Origin of the sequence: Patulibacter sp. SYSU D01012 (assembly GCF_017916475.1) — a bacterium.
Taxonomy (GTDB): Bacteria; Actinomycetota; Thermoleophilia; order Solirubrobacterales; family Solirubrobacteraceae; genus Patulibacter.
This window is the reverse complement of the sequence record NZ_JAFMTB010000001.1, coordinates 1,757,052-1,778,225: the sequence shown is the minus strand read 5'-3', so window position 1 is coordinate 1,778,225 and position 21,174 is coordinate 1,757,052. Positions and strand designations below refer to the sequence as shown.

Sequence of the window (21,174 nt, the reverse complement as noted above, 5' to 3'; positions counted from 1 at the left end):
TGCTTGCGTCCGCCAAGGGCCTTCACGGGATGGTCACGGCGCGAGCGGCGCGGCGCCACCCTCCCGGTGCTCGGGCGTCGGCGGGCCGGCGGCCGCCGCCCGGCGGGCGCGCCGGATCAGCGTGCGCGCCTTCTCCTGCTGCGCGGTCGTGTTGGCGTGGATCCACCGCAGCACCGGCCACGTCCGCGTCCAGGCGAACCGGCGGGGCTCCAGCAGGTCAGGGCCGTCGAGGTCCCGGGCGTGGGCCAGACACGCGGCGGTCGCCGCCCGCAGGCGCCGCCGTAGCTCGTCGAGCGGCGTGGCGGCCTCGCGCGTCACGATCGCCGCGTTCAGCGCCGGGGTCTGGTTCCAGCCGTAGCCGGCGGCGGGCGTCGGCGGGGCCTCCCCGCGGCGCCCGGCGGCGATCCAGTCGCGCGTCATCTCGGCCCACGCCGTGCGCACGGCGGCGACGTCGTGGACCGTCCACCCGTCGACGCAGGGCAGGTCGTCCTGACCGGCGTCCGCGACGGCGTCCAGCTCGGCCTCGAGCCGGCCGAGCGCCCGCTCGACGTCCCGCTCCAGCTCGGCGAGCGTGGCGGGCGGCGTCACGGCCTACGCCGCCGCGTCCGTGGGCGTCGCCGTGGCGGCGCCCGCCTCGCGGCGCTCGATCTCCTGCCGCAGCTCGCGCAGCTCGTCGCGCAGCGCGGCGGCGTGCTCGAACCGCAGCTCCTCGGCCGCGGCGAGCATCTCCTCCTCGAGCTTCACGAAGCGCGTGTTGAGCTCCTCGACGGTGAGCTTGTCGGTCGCCTCCTGCTTCGCGCGGCGGCGCTTGCCCTTCGGCAGCTTCGACTCGCCCTGCAGGAACTCGCCGATGTCGGAGACGCCCTTGCTGATCGCCTGCGGCGAGATCCCGTTGTCCTCGTTGTACTGCAGCTGGATCGCGCGACGGCGCTCCGTCTCGGAGATCGCCACGTCCATCGCCGCCGACCGCTTGTCGGCGTACATGATGACCCGGCCCTCGACGTGGCGGGCGGCGCGGCCGATCGTCTGGATGAGCGACGTGGCGCCGCGGAGGAAGCCCTCCTTGTCGGCGTCGAGGATCGCCACGAGCGACACCTCGGGCAGGTCCAGGCCCTCACGCAGCAGGTTGACGCCGACGAGCGCGTCGAACTCGCCCAGCCGCAGCTCGCGGATGATCTGGATCCGCTCGAGCGTGTCGACGTCGGAGTGCAGGTAGCGGACCTTGAACCCGTTCTCGAGCAGGTAGGTCGTCAGGTCCTCCGCCATCTTCTTCGTCAGCGTGGTGACGAGCGTGCGCTCGTTGCGGTCCACGCGGCGGCGGATCTCGTTCATCAGGTCGTCGGCCTGACCCATGGACGGGCGGACGTCGATCTCGGGGTCGACGATGCCGGTCGGGCGGACGATCTGCTCGACGACGCGCTCGGACCGCGCCTCCTCGAACTTGCCCGGCGTGGCCGAGACGAAGACGGTCTGCGGCGTGATCGAGAGGAACTCGTCGAACGTCTGCGGGCGGTTGCCCAGCGCGCTGGGCAGGCGGAAGCCGTAGTCCACGAGGGTCTGCTTGCGCGAGCGGTCGCCCTCGTACATCGCGCCGATCTGCGGCACCGTCTGGTGCGACTCGTCCAGGAAGCAGACGAAGTCCTCGGGGAAGTAGTCCAGCAGGCAGTACGGGCGCTCGCCGGCCGTACGGCCGTCCATGATCTGCGAGTAGTTCTCGATGCCGTTGCAGAACCCCATCTCGCGCAGCATCTCGATGTCGTAGCGCGTGCGCTGCTGCAGGCGGTGGCTCTCGAGCTCCTTGCCCTGCGACTCGAGCTCCTTCACCCGCTCCTCGAGCTCGCGCTCGATCTCGGCGGTCACGCGCTCCATCTGCCCCTCGGGCGTCGTGTAGTGCGACGCGGGCCAGATCGCGACGTGCTCCAGGTCGTCCTCGAGCAGCTCGCCGGTCATCGTGTCGACGTGCTGCAGGCGCTCCACCTCGTCGCCGAACAGCGTCACGCGGTACGCCGTCTCGGCGTAGGCCGGGAAGATCTCGATCGTCTCCCCGCGGGCGCGGAACGTGCCGCGCTGCAGCGCGGTGTCGTTGCGCTGGTACTGGATGTGGACGAGCTTCGACAGCAGCGCGTCGCGGTCGACCTCGTCCCCGCGGCGCAGCACCACGAGGTTGCGGTCGTAGGTGTCCGGCGAGCCGAGGCCGTAGATCGCGGAGACCGAGGCGACGATGATGACGTCGCGCCGGGCGAACAGCGCCGCCGTCGCGGCGTGCCGCAGGCGGTCGATCTCCTCGTTGATCGCCGAGTCCTTCTCGATGTACAGGTCCTTCGAGGGGACGTACGCCTCGGGCTGGTAGTAGTCGTAGTACGAGACGAAGTACTCGACGGCGTTCTGCGGGAAGAACGTGCGGAACTCGTTGCAGAGCTGCGCGGCGAGCGTCTTGTTGTGGGCCATGACGAGCGCGGGCCGCTGCAGGCGCTCGATCGTCGAGGCCATCGTCATGGTCTTGCCCGTGCCGGTGGCGCCGAGCAGCGTGGTGAAGGGCGCGCCGGCGCGGACGCTCTCGACGATCTCGTCGATGGCCTTGGGCTGGTCGGCCTTCGGCGTCCAGCCCTGCGCGAGACGGAACTCTGGCATCACGTTCCAGCGTACCGCGCGGACGGGTCGGACGAACAGGCGTTCGCGTGCTCGGAGGAGGGCGACGGGCGCGGCATGGCCGCAGCGTCGCGCCGAAAGCGGTCGGGCGGTGACCGCAGTGCGGCCTAGCGTCGCCGGCCGACCCGCCCCCGACCCCGGAGCCCCCGTGGAGTTCACCTCGATCCGCATCATCACCGACGACGTCGCCCGTCTCGTCGCCTGGTACGAGCGCCTGCTCGCCGCCGACGCCGACTGGTCCACCCCGGACTTCGCCGAGCTGCGCGCGGGCGGCGCCACGCTGGCGATCGCCGGCACGCGCACGGTGCCGCTCTTCGCCCCCGGCGCCGCGAGGGCCGGCGAGAACGCCTCCGTGATCCTGGAGTTCCGCGTCGACGACGTGGACGCCGCGTACCGCGACCCCTGGCGTCCGTCCCCGCCGGGGAGGACCCGGCGGTCGTGGCCGAGCCGACGACGATGCCGTGGGGCAACCGGTCGCTGCTGCTGCGCGACCCGGACGGCACCCTCGTCAACCTGTTCGCCCCGGTCACCGCGGCGGCGCGCGAGCGCGCCGCCCGCTGAGACGGCGCCGCGCCGCCCCGGGGCGGCGATCGGGGGACGGCGCGGCGCCCGCCGCCCGCCCCGCCGTACCCTTCCCCGGGCATGGCCAGCACGCCGGAGATCGACCCGAACTTCCCCTACGCGCTGGACCGTCCGGCGCAGGCGCGGCGCATGGCCGGCATCGGCATGGGCCTCGGCGTGGCCACCCTCGTGGGCGTGATCGTCGTGCCGGGCGCCTTCCTCGGCGCCCGCGGGCTCGTCGTCCTGGCGCTGCTCCTCGCCTGCCTGACCGCGCTCGTCGTCGCCGCCGGGATGTTCCGCACGTCGAAGCACACGAAGATCGCCGCGACCGACCGGCTGCTGAACGGCCTGGACCTGCGCGGCGACGAGGACGCCCTCGACCTGGGCTGCGGCGCGGGGCTGCTGTGCGCCGGCCTGGCCGTCCGGCTGCCCGGCGGCTCGGTCACCGGCGTCGACGCGTGGGTGGAGTCGCAGCTGCAGCCGACGGGCAAGGCGCTGGCGAAGAAGACGCTCGCGTCGGCCGGCGTCCGCGGCGTGGCGCTGCGCACGGGCACGGTCCGCGAGCTGCCCGTCGCCGACGCGTCCGTCGACCTGGCGGTCTCGCGCGACGTCCTCTCGCTGCTGCCCTCGGCGGTCGCGCGGACGGAGGCCGTCGAGCAGCTGGAGCGCGTGGTCCGGCCGGGCGGGCGCGTCGCGCTGCTCGAGCCGGCCGCCACCGGGCAGCTCGTTCGCGACCTGCGGGCGCACGGGTTCGACGACGTGCGGCGCTCGGGCCGCTGGTGGTCGCTCATGCCGCCGGCGCGCCTGGTCACGGCCGTGCGCCGCGACGACGCCTGACGGCTCGCCGGCCGCCGGCCCGGCGACCGGCTCAGCGCAGGTGGTGCGCCAGGTGGACCTGGTCCCGGTAGTCGTCCGGCGCGACCCGGATCGCCCGCGGGATCCGCGCGACCTCGCGGTAGCCGGCGCGGCCGTAGAACGCCTCGAGCCCCTCGCCCCCGCGCACGGTCAGCAGCAGCATCTCGAGCCCGTCGTCGGCCGCCATGTCGGCGATGCCGTCGAGGAGCACGGCGCCCAGCCGCGCGCCCTGGTGCTCGGGGTGCACCTGCACGCGCAGCACCCAGCGCCAGTGCTCCGAGAGCAGGCGGTCGTTGTTGGCGACGAACGCGAACCCGGCGACGTCGTCGGGCGCCGGCCGGTCCGGCGCGCCGGTGCGGACGACCGCGAGCCAGTCCCGCCCGGCGTGCACGCGGGCGAGCGCCGCGTCGAGCACCGGGGCGATCTCGGCCTCGGCCACCGGGGGCACGAAGCCGACCCAGCCGCCCGCGTTCGAGACGTCGGTCCAGATCCGGAGCAGCCGGGCGCGCAGGGGGCCGTCGACGCGCGCCACCCGCTCGACGCGCGCCGCTCCGAAGGCGGGCCGCTGCTCGGCGACGCCGGCGCCGTCGGTGGCGGGCGGCACGCCGTCGTCGGTCGCGGGACGGGCGCTCATCCCAGCCCCAGCTCCCGCGGGTACGTGCGGCGGTAGTCCCGCCGCGCGTCCAGGACCTTCTGCACGTAGTTGCGCGTCTCGGGGAACGTGATGTCCCGGACCCGCACCGCGTGGCCCGCGGCGGCGGCCGCGGCCTGCCAGCGCTTCGCGTTCTCGGGGCCGGCGTTGTACCCGGCGACCGCCAGGATCGTGTTCCCGTCGAACCGGCGCAGCATGTCGCGCAGCCGCCAGGTGCCGTAGCGGATGTTCACGTCGGCGGTGTGCAGGTCGCCGATCGCGAAGGTGTTGGCGCCGGACTGGCGGGCGACGTCGCGCGCCGTGTCCGGCGTGACCTGCATCAGCCCCATCGCCCCGGCCGCCGACTCCTGGTTGTCGCGGAAGCGCGACTCGGCGTAGATGATCGCCGCGATCAGCGCGGGGTCCAGGTCCTTCTCGCGCGCCTGCTGGCGGATGACGTCCTCGTGCTTGAGCGGCAGCCGGATCTCGTCCACGGCGTCGCGCACGTGCGTGCCGGCGACCGCCCAGGCCAGGACGGCGATGCCGACGATCGCCACGAGCAGCACGCCGAGGCGGCGACGCCCCGCGCGGCGGCGGGCCGCGGCGTCGCGCCGCGCCGCCGGACGGGGGCGCGGCGGGCCGGCCGCACCGCTGCCACGCGGCGGGGCGGGCCGGGCGGCGCGCGAGGCGGCGGCGCGGCGCGGCGCCGTCGGCGCGCGGCCGGCGGCGGGCCGGGACTGTCGCGGACGCCCGCCGCTCACGTCCCCGGCCGCGCCAGGTCGTCCAGGACCGCCGCGAGCCGCGCCTCGAGCTGCTCGACGGTGCCGTCGTTCACGATCGCGTACGTCGCGCGCTCGGCCTTCTCCTCCTGGGACAGGTGGCGGTCGTTGCGCGCCGCGACGCCGTGGTGCCCCCGCGCCTGCGCGCGCTCCTGCCGCAGCGCCTCGGGCGCCACGACGGCGATCGTCGCGTCGTAGCCCGCCTCCATCCCCGCCTCGAACAGCAGCGGCGTCTCGACGACGGCCGCACGAGGGGCCGGGTCCGCGGCGTCGGCCTCCTGGCGGAACGCCAGCACGGCCTGGGCGACGCGGGGCCAGACCTGGCCCTCGAGCCACGTGCGCTCGGCGGGGTCGCCGAACGCGTGCTGGGCGACCGCGGCCCGGTCGACCACGCCGTCGGGCGCGACGTCGGCGCCCCAGCGCTCGACCACGAGGTCGCGCAGCTCGGCGCCCTCGTACAGGCCGTGGACCACGGCGTCGGTGGAGAGCGTGCGCGCGCCCAGGCGCTCGAGCGCCGCGAGCGCGGTCGACTTGCCGGCGGCCAGACCGCCGGTGAGCCCAACGAAGGGGACAGCCATCCCCCCAGACGGTAGCGACCCCGGAACGACCGCGGCCCGCCGAAGGGCGGGCCGCGGGGACGGTCGCGATGCGGGACGCGTGGGCGCCCCGCAGGCGGGGATCAGCCCTCGGGCGTCTCCTCGGCGGCGTCGGCCTCGGGGGCCTCCTCCGCCACGGCGTCGTCGGCCTCGACCGCGGCGGGGGGCTCGGAGAAGCCCTCGTCGGCGGACGTGTAGGCCGGCGCGTCGTCGTCGCCGCCCGAGGTGTGCGCGAGCTGGTCGCCGGAGTCGGCGGACGCCTCGCGGCGCGGGAGGATCTGGCCCTCGACGCGCTTCACCGACAGGGACAGGCGGCGGCGCTCGTCGTCGATCTCGAGGATCTTGACCTTGACGTCGTCGCCCGGGTGCACGACCTCGCGCGGGCTCTCGACGTGGTGCGCCGCGAGCTCGGAGATGTGGACCAGGCCCTCGACGCCCTCCATGATCTCCACGAAGGCACCGAAGGTGACGACCTTCGTGACCGTGCCCTCGAGCTCGTCGCCCACGTTGTACGTGTCGACGACGCGCTGCCACGGGTCCTCCTGGGTCTGCTTGAGACCCAGCGAGATGCGCTGGCGGTCGCGATCGATGTCGAGGACCTTGACCTGCACGACGTCGCCGATCGAGACGACCTCGCTCGGGTGGTTGACGTGCGTCCAGGACAGCTCGGAGATGTGGATGAGGCCGTCGATGCCGTTGAGGTCGACGAACGCGCCGAAGTCGACGATGTTCGAGATCTGACCCTCGACCACGACGCCGGGCTGCAGGACGTCCAGGATGGCCTGGCGCTGCTCCTTGCGCTCCTCCTCGAGCACGGCACGACGCGACAGCACGACGTTGTTGCGCTGGCGGTTGAGCTCGATGACCTTGCACTCGATGATCGTGTGCAGGTACTCGTCGAGGTTCGGCACGCGCCGGATGTCGACGAGGGACGCCGGCAGGAAGCCGCGGACGCCCAGGTCGATGATGAGGCCGCCCTTGACGACCTCGATGACGGTGCCCTCGACGGGCTCGCCGGTCTCCTGGGCCGCCTCGATGCGCTTCCACGCGCGCTCGTAGCGGGCCTGCTTGCGCGAGACCTTCAGACGACCTTCGTCGTCCTCCTTCACCATGACGAGGACTTCGACTTCCTCGCCCAGCTCGACCTCGTCGTACGGGTCGGCGTTGCGGCGGATCGACAGCTCCTGCTGCGGGATCACGCCCTCGGACTTGTAGCCGACGTCGACCCACACCTCGTCGGGGTCGATGCGGACGACGCGTCCGGTGATCACGTCACCTTCGGCAAAGCCGGGGAAGGTGGCGTCGTAGTTGGGGACAATGTTCCCGTCGACGTTGAGGAGAAGGCCGTCGGAACCTTCAACCACGTTCGCCGCGGGGATCTCGGTGGTGGACATGAACCGCGAAGGATAGCGCGTATGCGGTCCTGGCGGGGGCCGCCCGGAGCTGGACGCGGGCGGGCGACGCGGCGGCGTCCGCGGGTCCGTCCCTACCATCGCACGCATGGCCTCCTCCCCCGCTCCCCGCATCGCCCTCGCCACGAGCGCCGAGCACCCGCAGGGGGTCGAGGAGACGGCGCTGGCGGAGCGGCTCGACGCGGCCTGGGTGATCTGGGACGACCCGGCGGTGGACTGGTCCGCGTTCGACCTCGTCGTGGTGCGCTCGACCTGGGACTACCACGACCGCCGCGACGCGTTCCTGGCGTGGGCGGCCGGCGTCCCGCGGCTGGCGAACCCCGCCGACGTGCTCGCGTGGAACACCGACAAGCGCTACCTCGGCGAGCTCGCCGACGCGGGCCTGCCCACGGTGCCGACGCGGTTCGTGGCCCCCGGCGAGGCGCTGCCCGCCGACCTGCCCGTGCTCGCCGGCGAGCACGTCGTCAAGCCGTCGGTGTCCGCCGGCGCCCGCGACACCGGCCGCTTCCTGCCCGGCGAGGAGGCGGCGCGCGACGCGCTGATCGCCCGGATCCACGCCGCCGGCCACGTCGCGATGGTGCAGCCCTTCGTCGCGTCCGTCGACGAGCGCGGGGAGAGCGCGCTGCTGCACTTCGACGGCCGGCTGTCGCACGCGATCGAGAAGGGCCGCATCCTCGAGCGCGGCGCCGCCCCGAGCGCGGACGAGGCCGCGATGCCCGAGATCCGGCCGCACGCACCGTCCGCGGCCGAGGAGGACGTCGCCCGGCGCGCCCTCGAGCTCGTCCGGTCGCGCTTCGGGCTGACCCCGCTGTACGCGCGCGTCGACCTCGTCCGCGGCGACGACGGCACGCCGCTGCTGCTCGAGCTCGAGCTCGTCGAGCCGTTCCTCTTCCTCGGCGCGTCGGCGGGCGCGAGCGACCGCTTCGCGGACGCCATCCGCGCCCGCGCGGGCGCCGTCGCCCGCTGACCGTCCCCGCCGCGCCACGCCGGCGGGCGGCCCGTCCGGCGCCGGTACAGTCGACCGCCATGCCGGTGCGAGCCACGACGCGCGGGGACGCGCGCACGCCCCTCGACCTCGACTGCGACGTCCTGATCTGCGGCGCCAGCTTCGCCGGGCTCGCGGTCGCCCGCGAGCTGGCGGGCGCCACGCTCCCGGACGGCCGCCGCCCCGACGTCGTCGTCGTGGACCGCTACGAGATCGGCGAGCGGGCGACGTCCGCCTGCGCCGTCCCGCTCCCGTGGCTCGAGGCGCTCGGGCTGACGGGCGCCCTGCGCCAGACGTTCCGCCGGATCGTCGCCCGGACGGAGGACCACAGCTTCTCGTGGGCGCTCCCGGAGCCGTTCGCCACGTTCGACTACCGCGAGCTGTGCCGCCTGCTGGCCGCCCAGGGCGACTTCCGCTTCGAGACGGCGAAGGTCGAGGGCCGCGCCCGCGCCGCCGCGCCGCGGCCCGGCGAGCCGCTCGCGATCGCGACGGACCGCGGCGAGCTCCGCGCGCCCCTCGTCGTCGACGCGCTCGGCTGGCGGCGGATCCTGGCGCCCGCGTCGGAGGCGACGATCCAGCCGCCCGAGGCGTACCTGTCCCGCGGGCTCGAGGTCCACCCCGAGGGCGTGTCCGGCGAGCTCGAGCTGTTCCTGAACCCCCGCTACGTGCCCGACGGCTACGCGTGGTCCTTCCCGGCCGGCCACGAGATCCGGGTCGGCGTCGGATCGTTCGACCCGCGCGAGCACGTGAAGGACCCGACCCTGCGGCTCGCCGACGACCTGGGGCGCGACGCCGTCCGCTTCCAGGGCAACTGGATCCCGCACAGGCTGCGCGCCGCGACGGGCGACGGGGTCTTCTTCGTCGGCGACAGCGCCGGCCACTGCCTGCCGCTGACCGCCGAGGGGATCCGGCCCGCGCTGCACTTCGGCGTGCTGCTGGGGCGCGAGCTGCGCTGGACCCTGGAAGGACGGCAGACGCGCGAGCAGGCGCTGCGCCGCCACGCCGCCCGGTCGGCGCAGAAGCTGCCGGCCTACCGGTGGCTCCTGCGCCTGCAGCGCCTGGCCGGCCGGGCGATCCCCCGGCGACGCCTGCTGACCGCGGTGCTCGCGGCGCTCAGCCCGTTCTCGGTGAGCACCCGCGCGTGGGGCGCCTACCTGCGGACGTTCTCGGCGTCGGCGCTCGACGCGCCGCCCGCGCCCGACCCCGGCGTGGCGCTGCCCGCGGCGGCGCGGCCGGCGCGCGCCGGCCGCCCGGCGTCCGCCGGAGCCGCCCGCGCCGAGCGCGGCGGCGCACCGGCCGGCGCGCCCGCGGACTGATCCCGCGCCGCTCGCCCGACGTCCCCGGGCGCCGGGCGACCGGGGCGACGACCGTCACCTGCCCCAGGACGCGCGCCGGGGCGTCTGGCAGCATGCGCGCCGATCGCGCCGCGACCGCGGCGCCCGAGCACCGGGAGTCCCATGAGCACCGAGGTCCGCAACGCCCCCGACCAGCACCGCTACGAGCTCGTGGAGGACGGCGAGGTCGTCGGCTTCGCCGCCTACCAGGAGGTCGCCGGCGACCGCATCGTCTTCACCCACACCGAGGTGGACCCGAAGGTGGGCGGACGGGGGCTGGGCACCGAGCTCGTCGCGGGCGCGCTGGAGGACGCGCGGGACCGCGGCCAGGCGATCGTGCCGATCTGCCCGTTCGTCGCGCGGTACGTGCACGGCCACCACGAGCTGCTGCCGTTCCTCGACGAGCGCATCCGGCGCGCCTTCGAGTAGCCCCGGCGGGCGCCGCCGGCCGGGCGTCGGCGCGCGGCCGGCGTCGGGACGCCGGGGTCCGGCCTAGCCCGCGACGCGCACGGCCGCGGCGGCCGCCGTCGCCCGCTCGCGCGCCGCGGTCACGTCGGCGGCGCGGGCGAGGGCCACGCCCAGCCGGCGGCCGGGCCGCGTGTCCGGCTTGGCGAACAGCCGCAGGTCGACGCCGGGGTCCACCGCCAGCGCCTCCGGCACGCCCTCGTACGCCGGCGCGTCCGCCGCGCCGAGCGCGTCCGGCCCCAGGATCACCGCGCTCGCCGCCGGCGACAGCAGCGGCACGCGGCCGTCCGCGTCCGTCGGGACCGACAGCCCCAGGATCGCGCGCACGTGGAGCGCGAACTCGCTCGCCGCCTGGCTGGCCAGCGTCACCATCCCGGTGTCGTGCGGGCGCGGCGAGACCTCGCTGAAGAGCACCTCGTCGCCGCGGACGAACAGCTCGACGCCGAAGATGCCGTGGCCGCCGAGGCCGTCGGTGACCGCGCGCGCGACCTCCTCCGCCCGCCGCGCCGCCGCGGCCGACATCGGCTGCGGCTGCCAGGACTCGCGGTAGTCGCCGTCCTCCTGGGTGTGCCCGATCGGCGCGCAGAACGTCGTGCCGCCCGCGTGACGGACGGTGAGCAGCGTGATCTCGTAGTCGAACGCCACGAAGCCCTCGCAGATGACGTCGGACGCCCCCGTGCGCCCGGCCTCCTGCGCGTACGCCCACGCGCGCTCGGCGTCCTCGGGCGAGCGGACGACCGACTGGCCCTTGCCGCTCGACGACATGACCGGCTTCACGACGCACGGGACGAACGCGTCGCCCGCCGCGCCGCCCAGCGCCGCGACGGCGTCGCGCAGCTCCTCCGCGGAGCGACAGAAGCGGTACGGCGACGTCGGCAGCCCCAGCTCCTCCGCCGCCAGGCGGCGGATGCCCTCGCGGTCCATCGTCAGGCGGGCGGCGCGCGCGGTCGGGACGACGTGCACGCCCTCGGCCTCGACCTCCTGCAGGACGTGCGTGGCGATCGCCTCGATCTCGGGGACGACGAGCAGACGGCCGGCGAACGGGGCGCCGTCGACGCCGCCGCGGGCGCGCTCCTCGGCGAGGACCGCCCGCAGCGCGTCGGGGTCGGTCATCGTCACGACGTGTCGCCGGTGCGCGACCTGCATCGCGGGCGCGCCGTCGTAGCGATCGACGGCGACGACCTCGCAGCCCAGCCGCATCGCCTCGATCGCGACCTCGCGGCCCAGCTCGCCGCTGCCCAGCAGCACCAGGCGGACCGCCCGCGGCGACCCCGGGGTGCCGATCGTGGTGGGCGCGGGAGCGGTGGGCGCGGGCATCGCGCCGGATGATCGCAGCGGCTCCTGCAAGACCGCTTGCAGGGCCCACCCGACCCTTGGGTCGTCCGCACGGGCCGCGCTAGCGTCGCCTGCGCATCCGTGTCCCACGGCTGCCTGTGTCCGCCGCCGACCGCCGCCCGGCCCGGACGCCGCGCTCCGCGCACCCCAGACCCGAGGTTCCATGCTCGCGACCCCACGCCGCCGAAACCGCCTGCGCGCCATCGCGCTGCTCGCCACGAGCGCGGCCGCCGTGACCGTCGGCGCCGGCGTGCCCGCCCAGGGCACCGCCGACGTCGCGGCCGAGCGCGCCGCCGCGTCCAGCCTGCGCCAGCGCGTCGCGGCCGAGAGCGCCCGCATCGCGCGGACGAACGCGGGTCTCGCCCAGGCGCAGGCGCGGCTGGACCGCCTGGACGGCCAGGTCACCCGGCGACGCGCGCTCCTGCAGCAGAGCCAGGACGACCTCGTCCGCGCCCGCGCCCGCCTGTCGACGCTGGAGCGCAAGGCCGCCGAGGCGACCGAGGTGCTCTCGCAGAACCTGCAGAAGGCGTACGAGAGCGGTCGGCCCGACATCGTCTCGGTCGTCCTGAACTCGAACGGGTTCGACGACCTGCTCGAGCGCGTCGACTTCCTCGAGCGCGTCTCGCACCACAACGGCCGCATCCTCGACGTCACCCGCGACGCGAAGCGCGAGGTCGCCCGGCAGGAGGACCGGCTCGAGGGCCAGCGCACCCGCTACGCCACCCTCGCGAAGCAGGCCGAGGCCGACCGCGAGCAGGCCGACGTCGTCCGCAACGCGATCCTGCGCCGCCGCGCCGCGCAGCTCGAGCGCCGCGACGGTGCGAAGGCGCAGCTGCGCAGCGTGCAGTCCCGCATCGCCCGGCTCGAGCGGGAGCAGGCCGCGGCGGCCCGCGCGGCCCGCGAGGCCGCGTCGGCCACGCGCGCCGCGCCGCGGGTGGCCGCGCCGTCGGGCGGCGGCTCGTCCTCCGGCGGCTCCTCGTCAGGCGGGTCGTCCTCCTCGGGCGGCGGCTCCTCCGCCCCGGCGGCGGACCAGGGCGGCGTCGTCGGCCGCGTCGTCGCGGCCGCGAACGAGATCGCGACGACCCCGTACGTCTGGGGCGGCGGCCACGGCGGCGCCTCGGGCGGCTACGACTGCTCCGGGTCGATCTCGTACGCGCTGGCGGCCGGCGGGCTGCTCGACGCGCCGCTGACCTCCGGCGGCTTCATGAGCTGGGGCGAGGCGGGCCCGGGCAAGCGCATCACCGTCTACGCCAACGGCGGGCACGCCTACATGGTCGTCGACGGCCGCCGCTTCGACACGTCGAACCTGCGCGGCGGCGGCACGCGGTGGACGAGCGAGATGCGCTCCTCCGCCGGCTTCGTGGCGCGCCACCCGCCGGGCTTCTAGGGCCGCTCCCCGAGGACCGCGAAGGCCGGGCTTGCGCCCGGCCTTCGCCGTTCTCGGGGGCCGCCACGCCCGCGCGCCGGGGCGGCGCGGGCGGGCGTGGCACCGCCGCGCTGGGGCCTCGCGGGGCCGGCGGGCCGGCGCGGCGCGCCGGCCCGGGCCGTCAGGACCTCGGGCCCTTGCCCGCCAGCCCGCGCTCGACGAGCGGCACGACGTTGTCGATCGCCCACGGGATGCTCAGCACCGTCGGGGCGCCCTGCGCCTGCGCCTGGATCAGGTCGAGCGGGACGAACCCGCCGCGCTTGGCGACGTCCATCGCGCGGAAGACCGGCCGGGCGCTGAACGCCTTGCGCTCGCTCTCGGACGTGAACCAGGCGACGAGCACGTCGGCGTCGAGGGCGCCGAGCCGCTCGTAGGAGACGTCCACGAAGTACGCGCCCTTCGGCGCCGACCTCGCCGCCGCGCGCTGCCCGGGCGACAGCTTCATGCCCAGGTCCTCGAGGAACTTCAGGCGCAGGTCGTCCGGCAGGTACAGGCCGACCTGGTCGCCCTGGCGGCGCGCCATGTAGGTGAACGTCCGGCCCTGCAGGTCGGGGTGGTCCTTCCGCGCCTGCGCGAGCGCGTCCTTCGTCGTCTGCACGAGCTGGGCGGCCTTCTCCGGCTGCCCGACGGCCTCCCCGATGATCTCGGCCTGCTCCGGCCACGGCGTCACGTACGGCGCGCGACCCTTCGCGTAGGTGACGGTCGGGGCGATCTTCGCGAGCTTCGCGTAGTCGTCGGCCGTCACGCCGGACTGCACCGCGACGATCAGGTCGGGCCGCAGCGCCGCGACCTTCTCGAACGGGATCCCGTCCGCCAGGCTCAGCTTCTGCGGCTTCTGCCCGTCGAGCAGGTCGGACGCCCACGGGCCCACGCCGGTCGGGAAGTCGGGGCCGATGTCGTAGACGGCGACCGGCTTGACGCCCAGGCCCAGCAGGACGTCCTGGTCGCTCCAGCCGAGGGCGACGACCCGCTTCGGGGCCGCCGGCACGGTGGCCGTGCCGAAGGCGCCCTCGATGCGGGCGGGGAACGCGCCCGACGCCCCGGACGCGGCGGTCGACGCGGAAGGCTCGTCGTCGGACGCGCCGCAGGCGGCGAGCAGGACGCCGGCGCCGAGGACGGCCAGGACGGTCGTCAGCGTGCGGAGAAGACGGCGGAACGATGGGGCCACGGGAGCTCCTGTTGCGAGGGTCGGGGGACACGCCGCAGCGTCGCCGCGGCCATGTTGGGGAACCCTAACAGTCACCGACCGGGGCGGTCGGGTACGCCCGGGTCGCGCCGGGCCGTCGCGCCACGGCCGGCCCCTCCGCGAGACCGGCCGGCCGTCAGGCCTCGACGCCGGGCTCCCCCGACCAGTACCCCACGCCGTCGCGGCGGTGCGCGATCAGGTCCTCGCCCGGGACGCCCGTGTACAGGCCGACCTTGCCGCTGTCGGGGTAGGCGGTGGCCGCGGGGTGGACGACCGTCGACCACAGCAGCACGCGCACCTCCTCGTCCGTCGCGTTGCGGACCTGGTGCGCGCCCTCGGGGCCGGTCGGGAAGAAGACGAGGTCCATCGGCCCGCACGTCTCCTCCCCCGCCGGCGTGCGCACCGTGGCGCGGCCCTGCAGCACGAGCAGCCACTCCTCCTCGGCGTACTCGTAGTGGTACGGGCACACCGCCTGGCCGGGCGGCAGGACGTACAGGCTGGCCCCGGTCCCCTTCGCCCCCAGGGACGGGCCGACCCGGGCCATGAGGGCGCGGAAGCCGTCGGGATCCGTGGCGTCGGCCTCGGGCGTGGCGGTGTCCAGGTTCACGCGGCGCATCGCCGCATCATCGCCCGCGGCGGGCGTGCCGCGGCGCTCAGGCCGCCGCGGTCGGCGCGTCCGTCTCGGGCAGCGGGCGCGCGACGGGCCGCTGGTGCGCGGCGGGGACGACGAGCGGCGTGCCCGTCTCGGGGTCGGGGATGACGCGGCAGCGCAGGCCGAAGACCCGCTCGACCGTCGCGGCGTCGACGATGGCGGACGGATCGCCCTGAGCGACGATCGCGCCGTCGCGCATCGCGACGAGGTGCGTGGCGTAGCGGCACGCGTGGTTCAGGTCGTGCAGGACGGCGACCATCGTCCGCCCCTGCTCCTGGTGCAGCCGCGCGCACAGGTCCAGGACCTCGATCTGGTGGGCGATGTCGAGGAACGTCGTCGGCTCGTCGAGCAGCACGATCGGCGTCTCCTGCGCCAGGACCATCGCCAGCCACACCCGCTGGCGCTGCCCGCCCGACAGCGCGTCGACCGGCCGCGCGGCCAGGTCGGCCACGTCGGTCGCCTCCATCGCCGTCGCGACCGCCCGCTCGTCCTCGCGCGACCACTGGCGCAGCAGCCCCTGGTGCGGGTAGCGCCCGCGCGCGACGAGGTCCGCGACCGTGATCGCGTCCGGGGCGATCGAGGTCTGCGGCAGCAGCCCCAGGCGGCGCGCGACCTCCTTCGACGGGTACGCGTCGATCGCGCGGCCGTCCAGGACGACGGCGCCCTCGCGCGGCTTGAGCATCCGCGCCAGGGCCCGCAGCAGCGTCGACTTGCCGCACGCGTTCGGGCCGACGATCACGGTGAACGACCCGTCCGGGATCGCCACGTCCAGCCCGGACGAGACGCGCCGCTCGTCGTAGCCCAGCGTCAGGCCCTCGCCGTGCAGGCGCGGGCGGCCGTCCGCGGCCGTCCCGGCCTGTGCGTCGTGCGTCATGCGCGTGCGCTCCGCCACTCGTGGAACAACAACCAGATCAGGTAGGCGCCGCCCAGGACGCCCGTGAGGACGCCCACCGGCAGGTCCGTGCCGGGGAACACCCGCTGCGCCGCCACGTCGGCGGCCAGGAGGAGCGTCGCGCCCATGAGCGCCGCGGTGCCGACGCCGGGACCGCTCGCCCGCGTCAGGCGCCGGGCGATCTGCGGCGCGGCGAGCGCGACGAAGAGGACCGGGCCCGCGGCCGCCGTCGCGACGGCCGTCAGCGCCACCCCGACGCCGAGCAGCGCGGTCCGGGCGCGCGCCACGGGCACGCCGAGCGCGTGCGCGGCGTCGTCGCCCAGCTCGAGCATCCGCAGGGAGCGGGCCAGCAGCGCGACGAGCGGCAGCAGCACCGCCAGCGCGATCGCCATCGGCACGACGTGCTCCCAGCCGCGGCCGTTCAGGCTGCCGGTGATCCAGACGTTGGCGGTCTGGGCCTCCTCGAGCCGCGTGCGGGTGATGAGGTAGTCGCGCACCGCGACGAGCATGGCGCTCAGGCCGATGCCGACGAGGACCAACCGGTAGCCCTGCACGCCGCCGCGGAAGGCGAGCAGGTAGACGAGCACCGCCGTGCCCGCCCCGCCGACGAGCGCGCCGGCCGCCACGGCCGCCGAGCCGCCGCCGATCACCGCGATCTCGAGCACCGCGCCGGCGGACGCCCCGGCGGTGAAGCCGACGACGTCCGGGCTGCCGAGCGGGTTGCGCACGACGCTCTGGAAGATCGCCCCCGCCGCGCCCAGGCCGGCGCCGACGAGCAGCGCCGTGAGCGCGCGCGGCAGGCGCAGGGTCTCGATGACGAACGACGTGCCCGCGTCGCCCCCGCCGAGCAGCGTCTCGATCACGAGCCCGGGCGGGATGGAGTACTCCCCCGTGCCGACGGCGACGACGAGCAGCGCGAGCGCCACGACGACGAGCGCCAGGCCGACGGCGACGGACCGCGGCGCGACGCGGAACGACGCGCCGACGACGGGGACGTGGACGACGCGGCCCAGGCCGGGGACGCGGGCGGCCGGGGCGCTCACAGCTGGCTGATCCGCCCGCGGCGGACGATCGCGATGAACACGGGCGCGCCGACGAAGGCGGTCACGAGCGAGACCTCGAGCTCGCCGGGCCGCGCGACGACGCGACCGAGCACGTCGGCGCCGACGAGCAGGATCGGCGCGAGCACCATCGAGTACGGCAGGACCCACCGCTGGTCCGGGCCCGTGATCGCGCGGGCGACGTGCGGGACCGTCAGCCCCACGAAGGCGATCGGCCCGGCCGCGGCGGTGGCGGCGCCGGCGAGCAGCGTCACGGCGAGCGCGCCGAGCACGCGCGTCCGGGCCAGCCGGGCCCCGAGCGCGCGGCCGACGTCGTCGCCGAGCGCGAGCGCGTTCAGGGGCCGGGCCAGGGCGAGCGCGAGCAGCGCGCCGACGACGACGAACGGCGCGATCTGACCGGCGAGCGCCGCGTCGTGGCCGCCGAGGGCGCCGACGGCCCAGAAGCGGTACTGGTCGAACACCTGCGGCCGGAGGATCGTGACGCCCTGGACGAACGCGAGCAGGGCGAAGCTCACCGCGGTGCCGGCGAGCGCGAGCCGCACGGGCGTGGCGCCGCTGCGGCCGCGCGCCCCGATGCCGTAGACGAGCACGGACGCCAGCCCGGCGCCGAGGAAGGCGAACCACACGAAGACCCGCGGATCCGTCGTCGAGAGGAGCGCCATCGCGAGGACCACGGCGGTGGCGGCGCCCGCGTTGACGCCGAGCAGCCCGGGCTCGGCGAGCGGATTGCGCGTCAGGGCCTGCATGAGCGCGCCGGCCAGGCCGAGCGCCACGCCCACCACGACGCCGAGCAGCGTCCGCGGGATGCGCAGGTCGTGGACGATCACCGCGTCGTCGGACCCGTCGGCGTGCAGCAGCAGGTCCCAGACCCGGCCGAGCGGGATGCTCTTCGCCCCGACCGCCAGGCTGAGCAGCAGCACGAGGGCCAGCACGCCGACGAGCCCCAGGAGGACGACCGCCCGCCCCGAACGGGCCCGGACGCGTCCCTGGCCCGCCGCGCTCGCGGGGCTCGGGCGCCGGGTCGGCGCGGCGGTCGTGGGGGCGGACATGGCGGCGGGCGCCGGAGCCGCAGGCGCGGCGGGGCGACGGTCGGGCACCCTAACACCCGCGGCCCCTCGACCCGTCCGTTCGCCGTCCCCCGCCCGCGGCGCGGGCGCGGGCGCGGGCGGCGCGCCGCTCACTCGACGTCGTCCGGGGTGTCCCGGTGCTTCCAGTAGCCGATGGCCTGGAGCGGCCCGATCTCCAGGCCGCGCCCGCCGCGCAGGTGCTCGCGCAGTCCGCGGACGACGAGCGACTCCCCCGCCACCCACACCTTGCCGCGGCCCTCGGGGAGCACGGCGGCGCGGACCGCCTCCTCCAGCCGGCGGCTGCGTCCGCGCGGCTCGCCGCCGCGCAGCACCCAGCGCAGGTCCAGCTCGCCCGGGCACCGCAGGTCCTGGCGCTCGCGCTCGTCGTCGACCTCGACGAACGCCAGCACGCGGTGGCCCGCCGGCAGCCGCTCGAGCGTCGCCGCGATCGACGGCAGCGCCGTCTCGTCCCCGGCGAGCAGGGTCCAGTCGGCGTCCGGCTCGCCGTAGAAGTGGATGCGCGGCCCCGCGAAGCCGACGCGGTCGCCGGGACGCGCGCCGGCGGCCCAGCGGGACGCGTGGCCGTGGTCGCCGTGCAGGACGAAGTCGACGGTCAGGCGCGGGCCGGTGCGGTCGAACGCCCGCACGGTGTAGTTGCGCCAGTGCTGCTCCGGCGCGTCGGCGGGGAAGCGCCAGCCGTCCTGCGGCAGGACGATGTCGGCGCCGTCCTCCAGCGGCCAGCCGAGGGTGACGATCTCGCCGGGCTCCTCGTCGGGGAACGCGGCCAGGGCGTCGCCGGTGAGCACCACGCGCGCCATGCCGGGCGTCAACCGCCGGACGGACGCGACGGTCGCCACGCCGACGCAGAGCGGGAACGGCCGCTCCTTCGCGCGGCGGGCGGCGGGGCTGAGGGTCTGCGGCACGGGAGGCTCCTCGGGATCAGGCGGCGACGGCCTTCGCCAGCGGCGGCACGACGGCGCGGAGCGCGTAGGGGATCGACGTGACGGAGGGGGCCGAGATCGCGGAGACGACCTGCTGGTCCTCGAGCACGACCGCGCCCCCGCGGCGCACGACGTCGAGGTTGCGGTAGGCGGGGTGGCGCTCGATCTTCGCGGTCATCTCGGGCCCGTCGACGATGACGAGCAGCGCGTCGGCGTCGTCCAGCAGGTCGACGCGCTCCGGGCTGAGCGGCAGGTAGAAGACGTCGCCGTACCGGGCCGCGATCCGCTTCGGCGGCGTCATCCCGAGAGCGTCGAGGAACCGGCCGCGGGCGTCGACGTCGGTGAAGACCGCGAACTGGTCGCCATCCAGCGTCACGGGCAGGGCCGTGCGGCCCTTCAGCCCCGGGTGGGCGCCGAGCGCGTCCGCGAAGGCGCGGCGGGTGCGCGCCACGAGCCGGCGCGTGCGGTCCGGCGCACCGAGGGCCGTGCCGATCAGGGTGGCGGTCACGTCCCACGGCACGCCGTAGGGCGGGTAGCCCTTCGGCTGCACCACGGTCGGCGCCAGCTTCGTGAGCTTCTCGTAGTCCTTGCGGGACACCTGCAGGTTGACCGCCAGGATCAGGTCGGGCCGGGCGGCGGCGACCTTCTCGAAGTCGATCTCGACGCCCTCGACGTACGCGGGCGACTGCCCCTTCAGGGCTCCGGCGGCCCAGGCGCCGACGCCGTCGCGCCACACGGGCGACGAGCGCTGCACCAGGACGGGCACGGTGCCGAGCGCGAGCGGCGTGTCGTGGTCGGCGTAGCCCAGCGAGACGATGCGTGCCGGCGCCGACGGGACGGTCGTCCGGCCGTACTGGTGCTCCACCGTGGCGGGGAAGCGGCCGCCCGGCGCCGCGGCCGCTCCGGCGCCGGACCGGTCGTCGTCGGCGCCACAGGCGGCGAGCCCCAGGCTCGCGGCGCCCGCGAGCGCGGCGGCGACGGCGGCGCGGCGGCTCAGCAGCGGTCCGGACGGGTCGGGGGTGCCGGGGCGGCGGGTCATGCGGAGCGGGCCTCTCGGTCGGGGGGAGCGACGGCGGGGCGAGGTGAGGTGAGGTAGGCGGACCTAACTCGCGGGTCGAAGGTCAGCCTAACCCACGACGGGGGCGCGTGCGCGGCGGTCCGGGACGGGGGCCGCCGGCCCGTGGGTGCTACGACTGGGGGCCGTGCCGTCGTCGTCCGCCGCCTCCGCCCGCGCCGTCCGCTGGGCGGTCGTCCTGGCGGTCACCGCGGCGACGGCCCTGGCGGGGGCGGCTGCCGGCGTCCCCTCCCCCGCCATGTTCGCGGGGCTGCTCGTCGGGCTCGGCTTCGCGCTGCGCACGGACTGGCGCCTGGACGTGCCCGAGCTCGGCGCCCGGCTCTCGCAGGGGATCCTGGGCGTCTCGCTCGGCACGCTCGTGCAGACCTCGACCCTCGGGGAGCTCGGCCGGCACGCCGTGCCGATCGTCGGAGTGACGCTCGCGACGCTGCTGGCGACGGTCCTCGCGGGCCTGGCGATGAGCCGCCTGACCGGCCTGGACCGCCCGACCGCCGCCTTCGGCATGGTGGCCGGCGGGGCGTCGGGGATCGTGGCGATCAGCCGCGAGCTGGGCGCCGACGAGCGGCTCGTGGCCGTCATGCAGTACCTGCGGGTGCTGGTCATCGTCGTGCTGGCGCCCGTCGTCGCCGGCATCGCCGGGGGGCCCGGGGGCGGGACGGCGGCCGCGGCGTCCGGGGGCGGCGCGTGGGCCGACGGGCTGCTGACGTGCGCGCTGTGCCTGGTCGCGGGCACCGCGCTGGCCCGCGCCGTGCGGCTGCCGGCGGGGTCGCTGCTGGGCCCGCTCGTGCTCGCGGCGGCCCTCGAGCTGGCGGGCGTGCCGTTCGTCGCGCCCGTGCCGGACCCGCTGCTGCAGGCGGCGTACGTCGGCATCGGCCTGTCGGTCGGGCTGCGGTTCACCGTCGCGAGCCTGCGCCACGCGGCGCGGATCCTGCCCGCGACGCTCGGGATGATCGCCGCGCTCATCGCCGCGTCCGCCGGCCTGGGGCTGCTGCTCGTGCCGCTGACGGGCGTCGGCGCGCTCGACGCGTACCTGGCGACCACCCCCGGCGGGCTCTACGCGGTGCTCGCCGCGGCGGCGTCGAGCGACGTCGACGCCACGTTCGTGCTGGCGGTCCAGGTGCTGCGGCTGTTCGCGATGCTGCTCGCCGCGCCGCTGCTGGCGCGGTGGCTCGCCGGACGGGAGCGGCCGGCGGGCGGGGCCGGCGCCTGACGCCGGCGTCGCCGGGGCGCGCACCGGCGCGGCCGGCCCGGCGTCCCGCCATCCCGCCGGCG

20 protein-coding genes and 1 pseudogene are annotated in these 21,174 nt (G+C 76.2%); 7 read left to right on the top strand and 14 right to left on the bottom strand.

Features of this window, described 5'->3' with window-relative positions; all coding sequences use genetic code 11:
- Positions 1-33: 33 nt before the first annotated feature.
- Together J3P29_RS08115 and uvrB are read right to left on the bottom strand one after the other, a co-directional pair.
- Positions 34-588: a ClbS/DfsB family four-helix bundle protein gene (locus J3P29_RS08115; protein WP_210492577.1), complete on the bottom strand. Its 555-nt coding sequence runs from the start codon at positions 586-588 to the stop codon at positions 34-36.
- A 3-nt stretch (positions 589-591) separates the two neighbouring features.
- Complete coding sequence (gene uvrB / locus J3P29_RS08110) at positions 592-2,631, bottom strand: excinuclease ABC subunit UvrB (protein ID WP_210492575.1); 2,040 nt, start codon at positions 2,629-2,631, stop codon at positions 592-594.
- 166 nt (positions 2,632-2,797) lie between these two features.
- Here uvrB and J3P29_RS20705 point away from each other — a divergent pair.
- Positions 2,798-3,210, top strand: a pseudogene (locus J3P29_RS20705) (VOC family protein).
- Between the two features lie 81 nt (positions 3,211-3,291).
- Positions 3,292-4,047 carry a class I SAM-dependent methyltransferase gene (locus J3P29_RS08100; RefSeq protein ID WP_210492574.1) on the top strand — a complete coding sequence of 252 codons (756 nt, stop codon included), beginning with the start codon at positions 3,292-3,294 and terminating at the stop codon, positions 4,045-4,047.
- Between the two features lie 31 nt (positions 4,048-4,078).
- Here the strand turns inward: J3P29_RS08100 and J3P29_RS08095 are convergent, their stop codons facing one another.
- The 4 genes from J3P29_RS08095 to rpsA form a co-directional block, all read right to left on the bottom strand.
- Complete coding sequence (locus J3P29_RS08095; protein WP_246851442.1) at positions 4,079-4,699, bottom strand: GNAT family N-acetyltransferase; 621 nt, start codon at positions 4,697-4,699, stop codon at positions 4,079-4,081.
- Entirely contained in the window at positions 4,696-5,262 is a 567-nt protein-coding gene (locus J3P29_RS08090) for a lytic transglycosylase domain-containing protein (RefSeq protein ID WP_210492573.1), read from the bottom strand. Before J3P29_RS08090 ends, J3P29_RS08095 begins: the two co-directional genes overlap by 4 nt.
- A gap of 191 nt (positions 5,263-5,453) precedes the next feature.
- The gene (gene coaE, locus J3P29_RS08085; RefSeq protein WP_210492572.1) at positions 5,454-6,053 is read right to left on the bottom strand and encodes a dephospho-CoA kinase; all 600 of its coding nucleotides are present in this window, start codon (positions 6,051-6,053) and stop codon (positions 5,454-5,456) included.
- A 101-nt stretch (positions 6,054-6,154) separates the two neighbouring features.
- Entirely contained in the window at positions 6,155-7,465 is a 1,311-nt protein-coding gene (gene rpsA / locus J3P29_RS08080; protein ID WP_246851441.1) for a 30S ribosomal protein S1, read from the bottom strand.
- Positions 7,466-7,571: 106 nt separating this feature from the next.
- Here rpsA and J3P29_RS08075 point away from each other — a divergent pair, with 106 nt between their 5' ends.
- From J3P29_RS08075 to J3P29_RS08065, 3 genes are all read left to right on the top strand, one after another.
- Entirely contained in the window at positions 7,572-8,450 is an 879-nt protein-coding gene (locus J3P29_RS08075; RefSeq protein WP_210492571.1) for a hypothetical protein, read from the top strand.
- Positions 8,451-8,509: 59 nt separating this feature from the next.
- Complete coding sequence (locus J3P29_RS08070; RefSeq protein WP_210492570.1) at positions 8,510-9,784, top strand: NAD(P)/FAD-dependent oxidoreductase; 1,275 nt, start codon at positions 8,510-8,512, stop codon at positions 9,782-9,784.
- Positions 9,785-9,925: 141 nt separating this feature from the next.
- Positions 9,926-10,231, top strand: coding sequence for a GNAT family N-acetyltransferase (locus tag J3P29_RS08065; protein ID WP_210492569.1), 306 nt, complete (start codon positions 9,926-9,928; stop codon positions 10,229-10,231).
- A 63-nt stretch (positions 10,232-10,294) separates the two neighbouring features.
- Here the strand turns inward: J3P29_RS08065 and purT are convergent, their stop codons facing one another.
- A complete protein-coding gene (gene purT, locus J3P29_RS08060; protein WP_210492567.1) occupies positions 10,295-11,584 on the bottom strand; it encodes a formate-dependent phosphoribosylglycinamide formyltransferase in 1,290 nt (429 codons plus the stop codon).
- A 181-nt stretch (positions 11,585-11,765) separates the two neighbouring features.
- Here purT and J3P29_RS08055 point away from each other — a divergent pair, with 181 nt between their 5' ends.
- Positions 11,766-12,989 (top strand): hypothetical protein, encoded by a 1,224-nt coding sequence (locus tag J3P29_RS08055; protein ID WP_210492566.1) that lies wholly within the window; start codon positions 11,766-11,768, stop codon positions 12,987-12,989.
- A 160-nt stretch (positions 12,990-13,149) separates the two neighbouring features.
- Here J3P29_RS08055 and J3P29_RS08050 read toward each other — a convergent pair whose 3' ends face one another.
- From J3P29_RS08050 to J3P29_RS08020, 7 genes are all read right to left on the bottom strand, one after another.
- Entirely contained in the window at positions 13,150-14,196 is a 1,047-nt protein-coding gene (locus J3P29_RS08050; protein ID WP_210492565.1) for an iron-siderophore ABC transporter substrate-binding protein, read from the bottom strand.
- A gap of 154 nt (positions 14,197-14,350) precedes the next feature.
- The gene (locus tag J3P29_RS08045) at positions 14,351-14,830 is read right to left on the bottom strand and encodes a cupin domain-containing protein (RefSeq protein ID WP_210492563.1); all 480 of its coding nucleotides are present in this window, start codon (positions 14,828-14,830) and stop codon (positions 14,351-14,353) included.
- A gap of 37 nt (positions 14,831-14,867) precedes the next feature.
- Positions 14,868-15,740, bottom strand: a complete 873-nt coding sequence (locus J3P29_RS08040; protein ID WP_210492562.1) for an ABC transporter ATP-binding protein — start codon at positions 15,738-15,740, stop codon at positions 14,868-14,870.
- The gene (locus J3P29_RS08035) at positions 15,737-16,801 is read right to left on the bottom strand and encodes an iron chelate uptake ABC transporter family permease subunit (RefSeq protein WP_210492561.1); all 1,065 of its coding nucleotides are present in this window, start codon (positions 16,799-16,801) and stop codon (positions 15,737-15,739) included. Before J3P29_RS08035 ends, J3P29_RS08040 begins: the two co-directional genes overlap by 4 nt.
- The gene (locus tag J3P29_RS08030; RefSeq protein ID WP_210492560.1) at positions 16,798-17,868 is read right to left on the bottom strand and encodes an iron chelate uptake ABC transporter family permease subunit; all 1,071 of its coding nucleotides are present in this window, start codon (positions 17,866-17,868) and stop codon (positions 16,798-16,800) included. The genes J3P29_RS08035 and J3P29_RS08030 overlap by 4 nt, the downstream gene beginning before the upstream one ends.
- A 128-nt stretch (positions 17,869-17,996) precedes the next feature.
- Positions 17,997-18,809 carry a siderophore-interacting protein gene (locus tag J3P29_RS20700; RefSeq protein WP_210492559.1) on the bottom strand — a complete coding sequence of 271 codons (813 nt, stop codon included), beginning with the start codon at positions 18,807-18,809 and terminating at the stop codon, positions 17,997-17,999.
- A 16-nt stretch (positions 18,810-18,825) separates the two neighbouring features.
- Positions 18,826-19,866 carry an ABC transporter substrate-binding protein gene (locus J3P29_RS08020; RefSeq protein ID WP_210492558.1) on the bottom strand — a complete coding sequence of 347 codons (1,041 nt, stop codon included), beginning with the start codon at positions 19,864-19,866 and terminating at the stop codon, positions 18,826-18,828.
- 163 nt (positions 19,867-20,029) lie between these two features.
- Here J3P29_RS08020 and J3P29_RS08015 point away from each other — a divergent pair, with 163 nt between their 5' ends.
- Positions 20,030-21,112, top strand: coding sequence for an AbrB family transcriptional regulator (locus J3P29_RS08015; protein WP_210492556.1), 1,083 nt, complete (start codon positions 20,030-20,032; stop codon positions 21,110-21,112).
- The last annotated feature ends 62 nt before the right edge of the window (positions 21,113-21,174 follow it).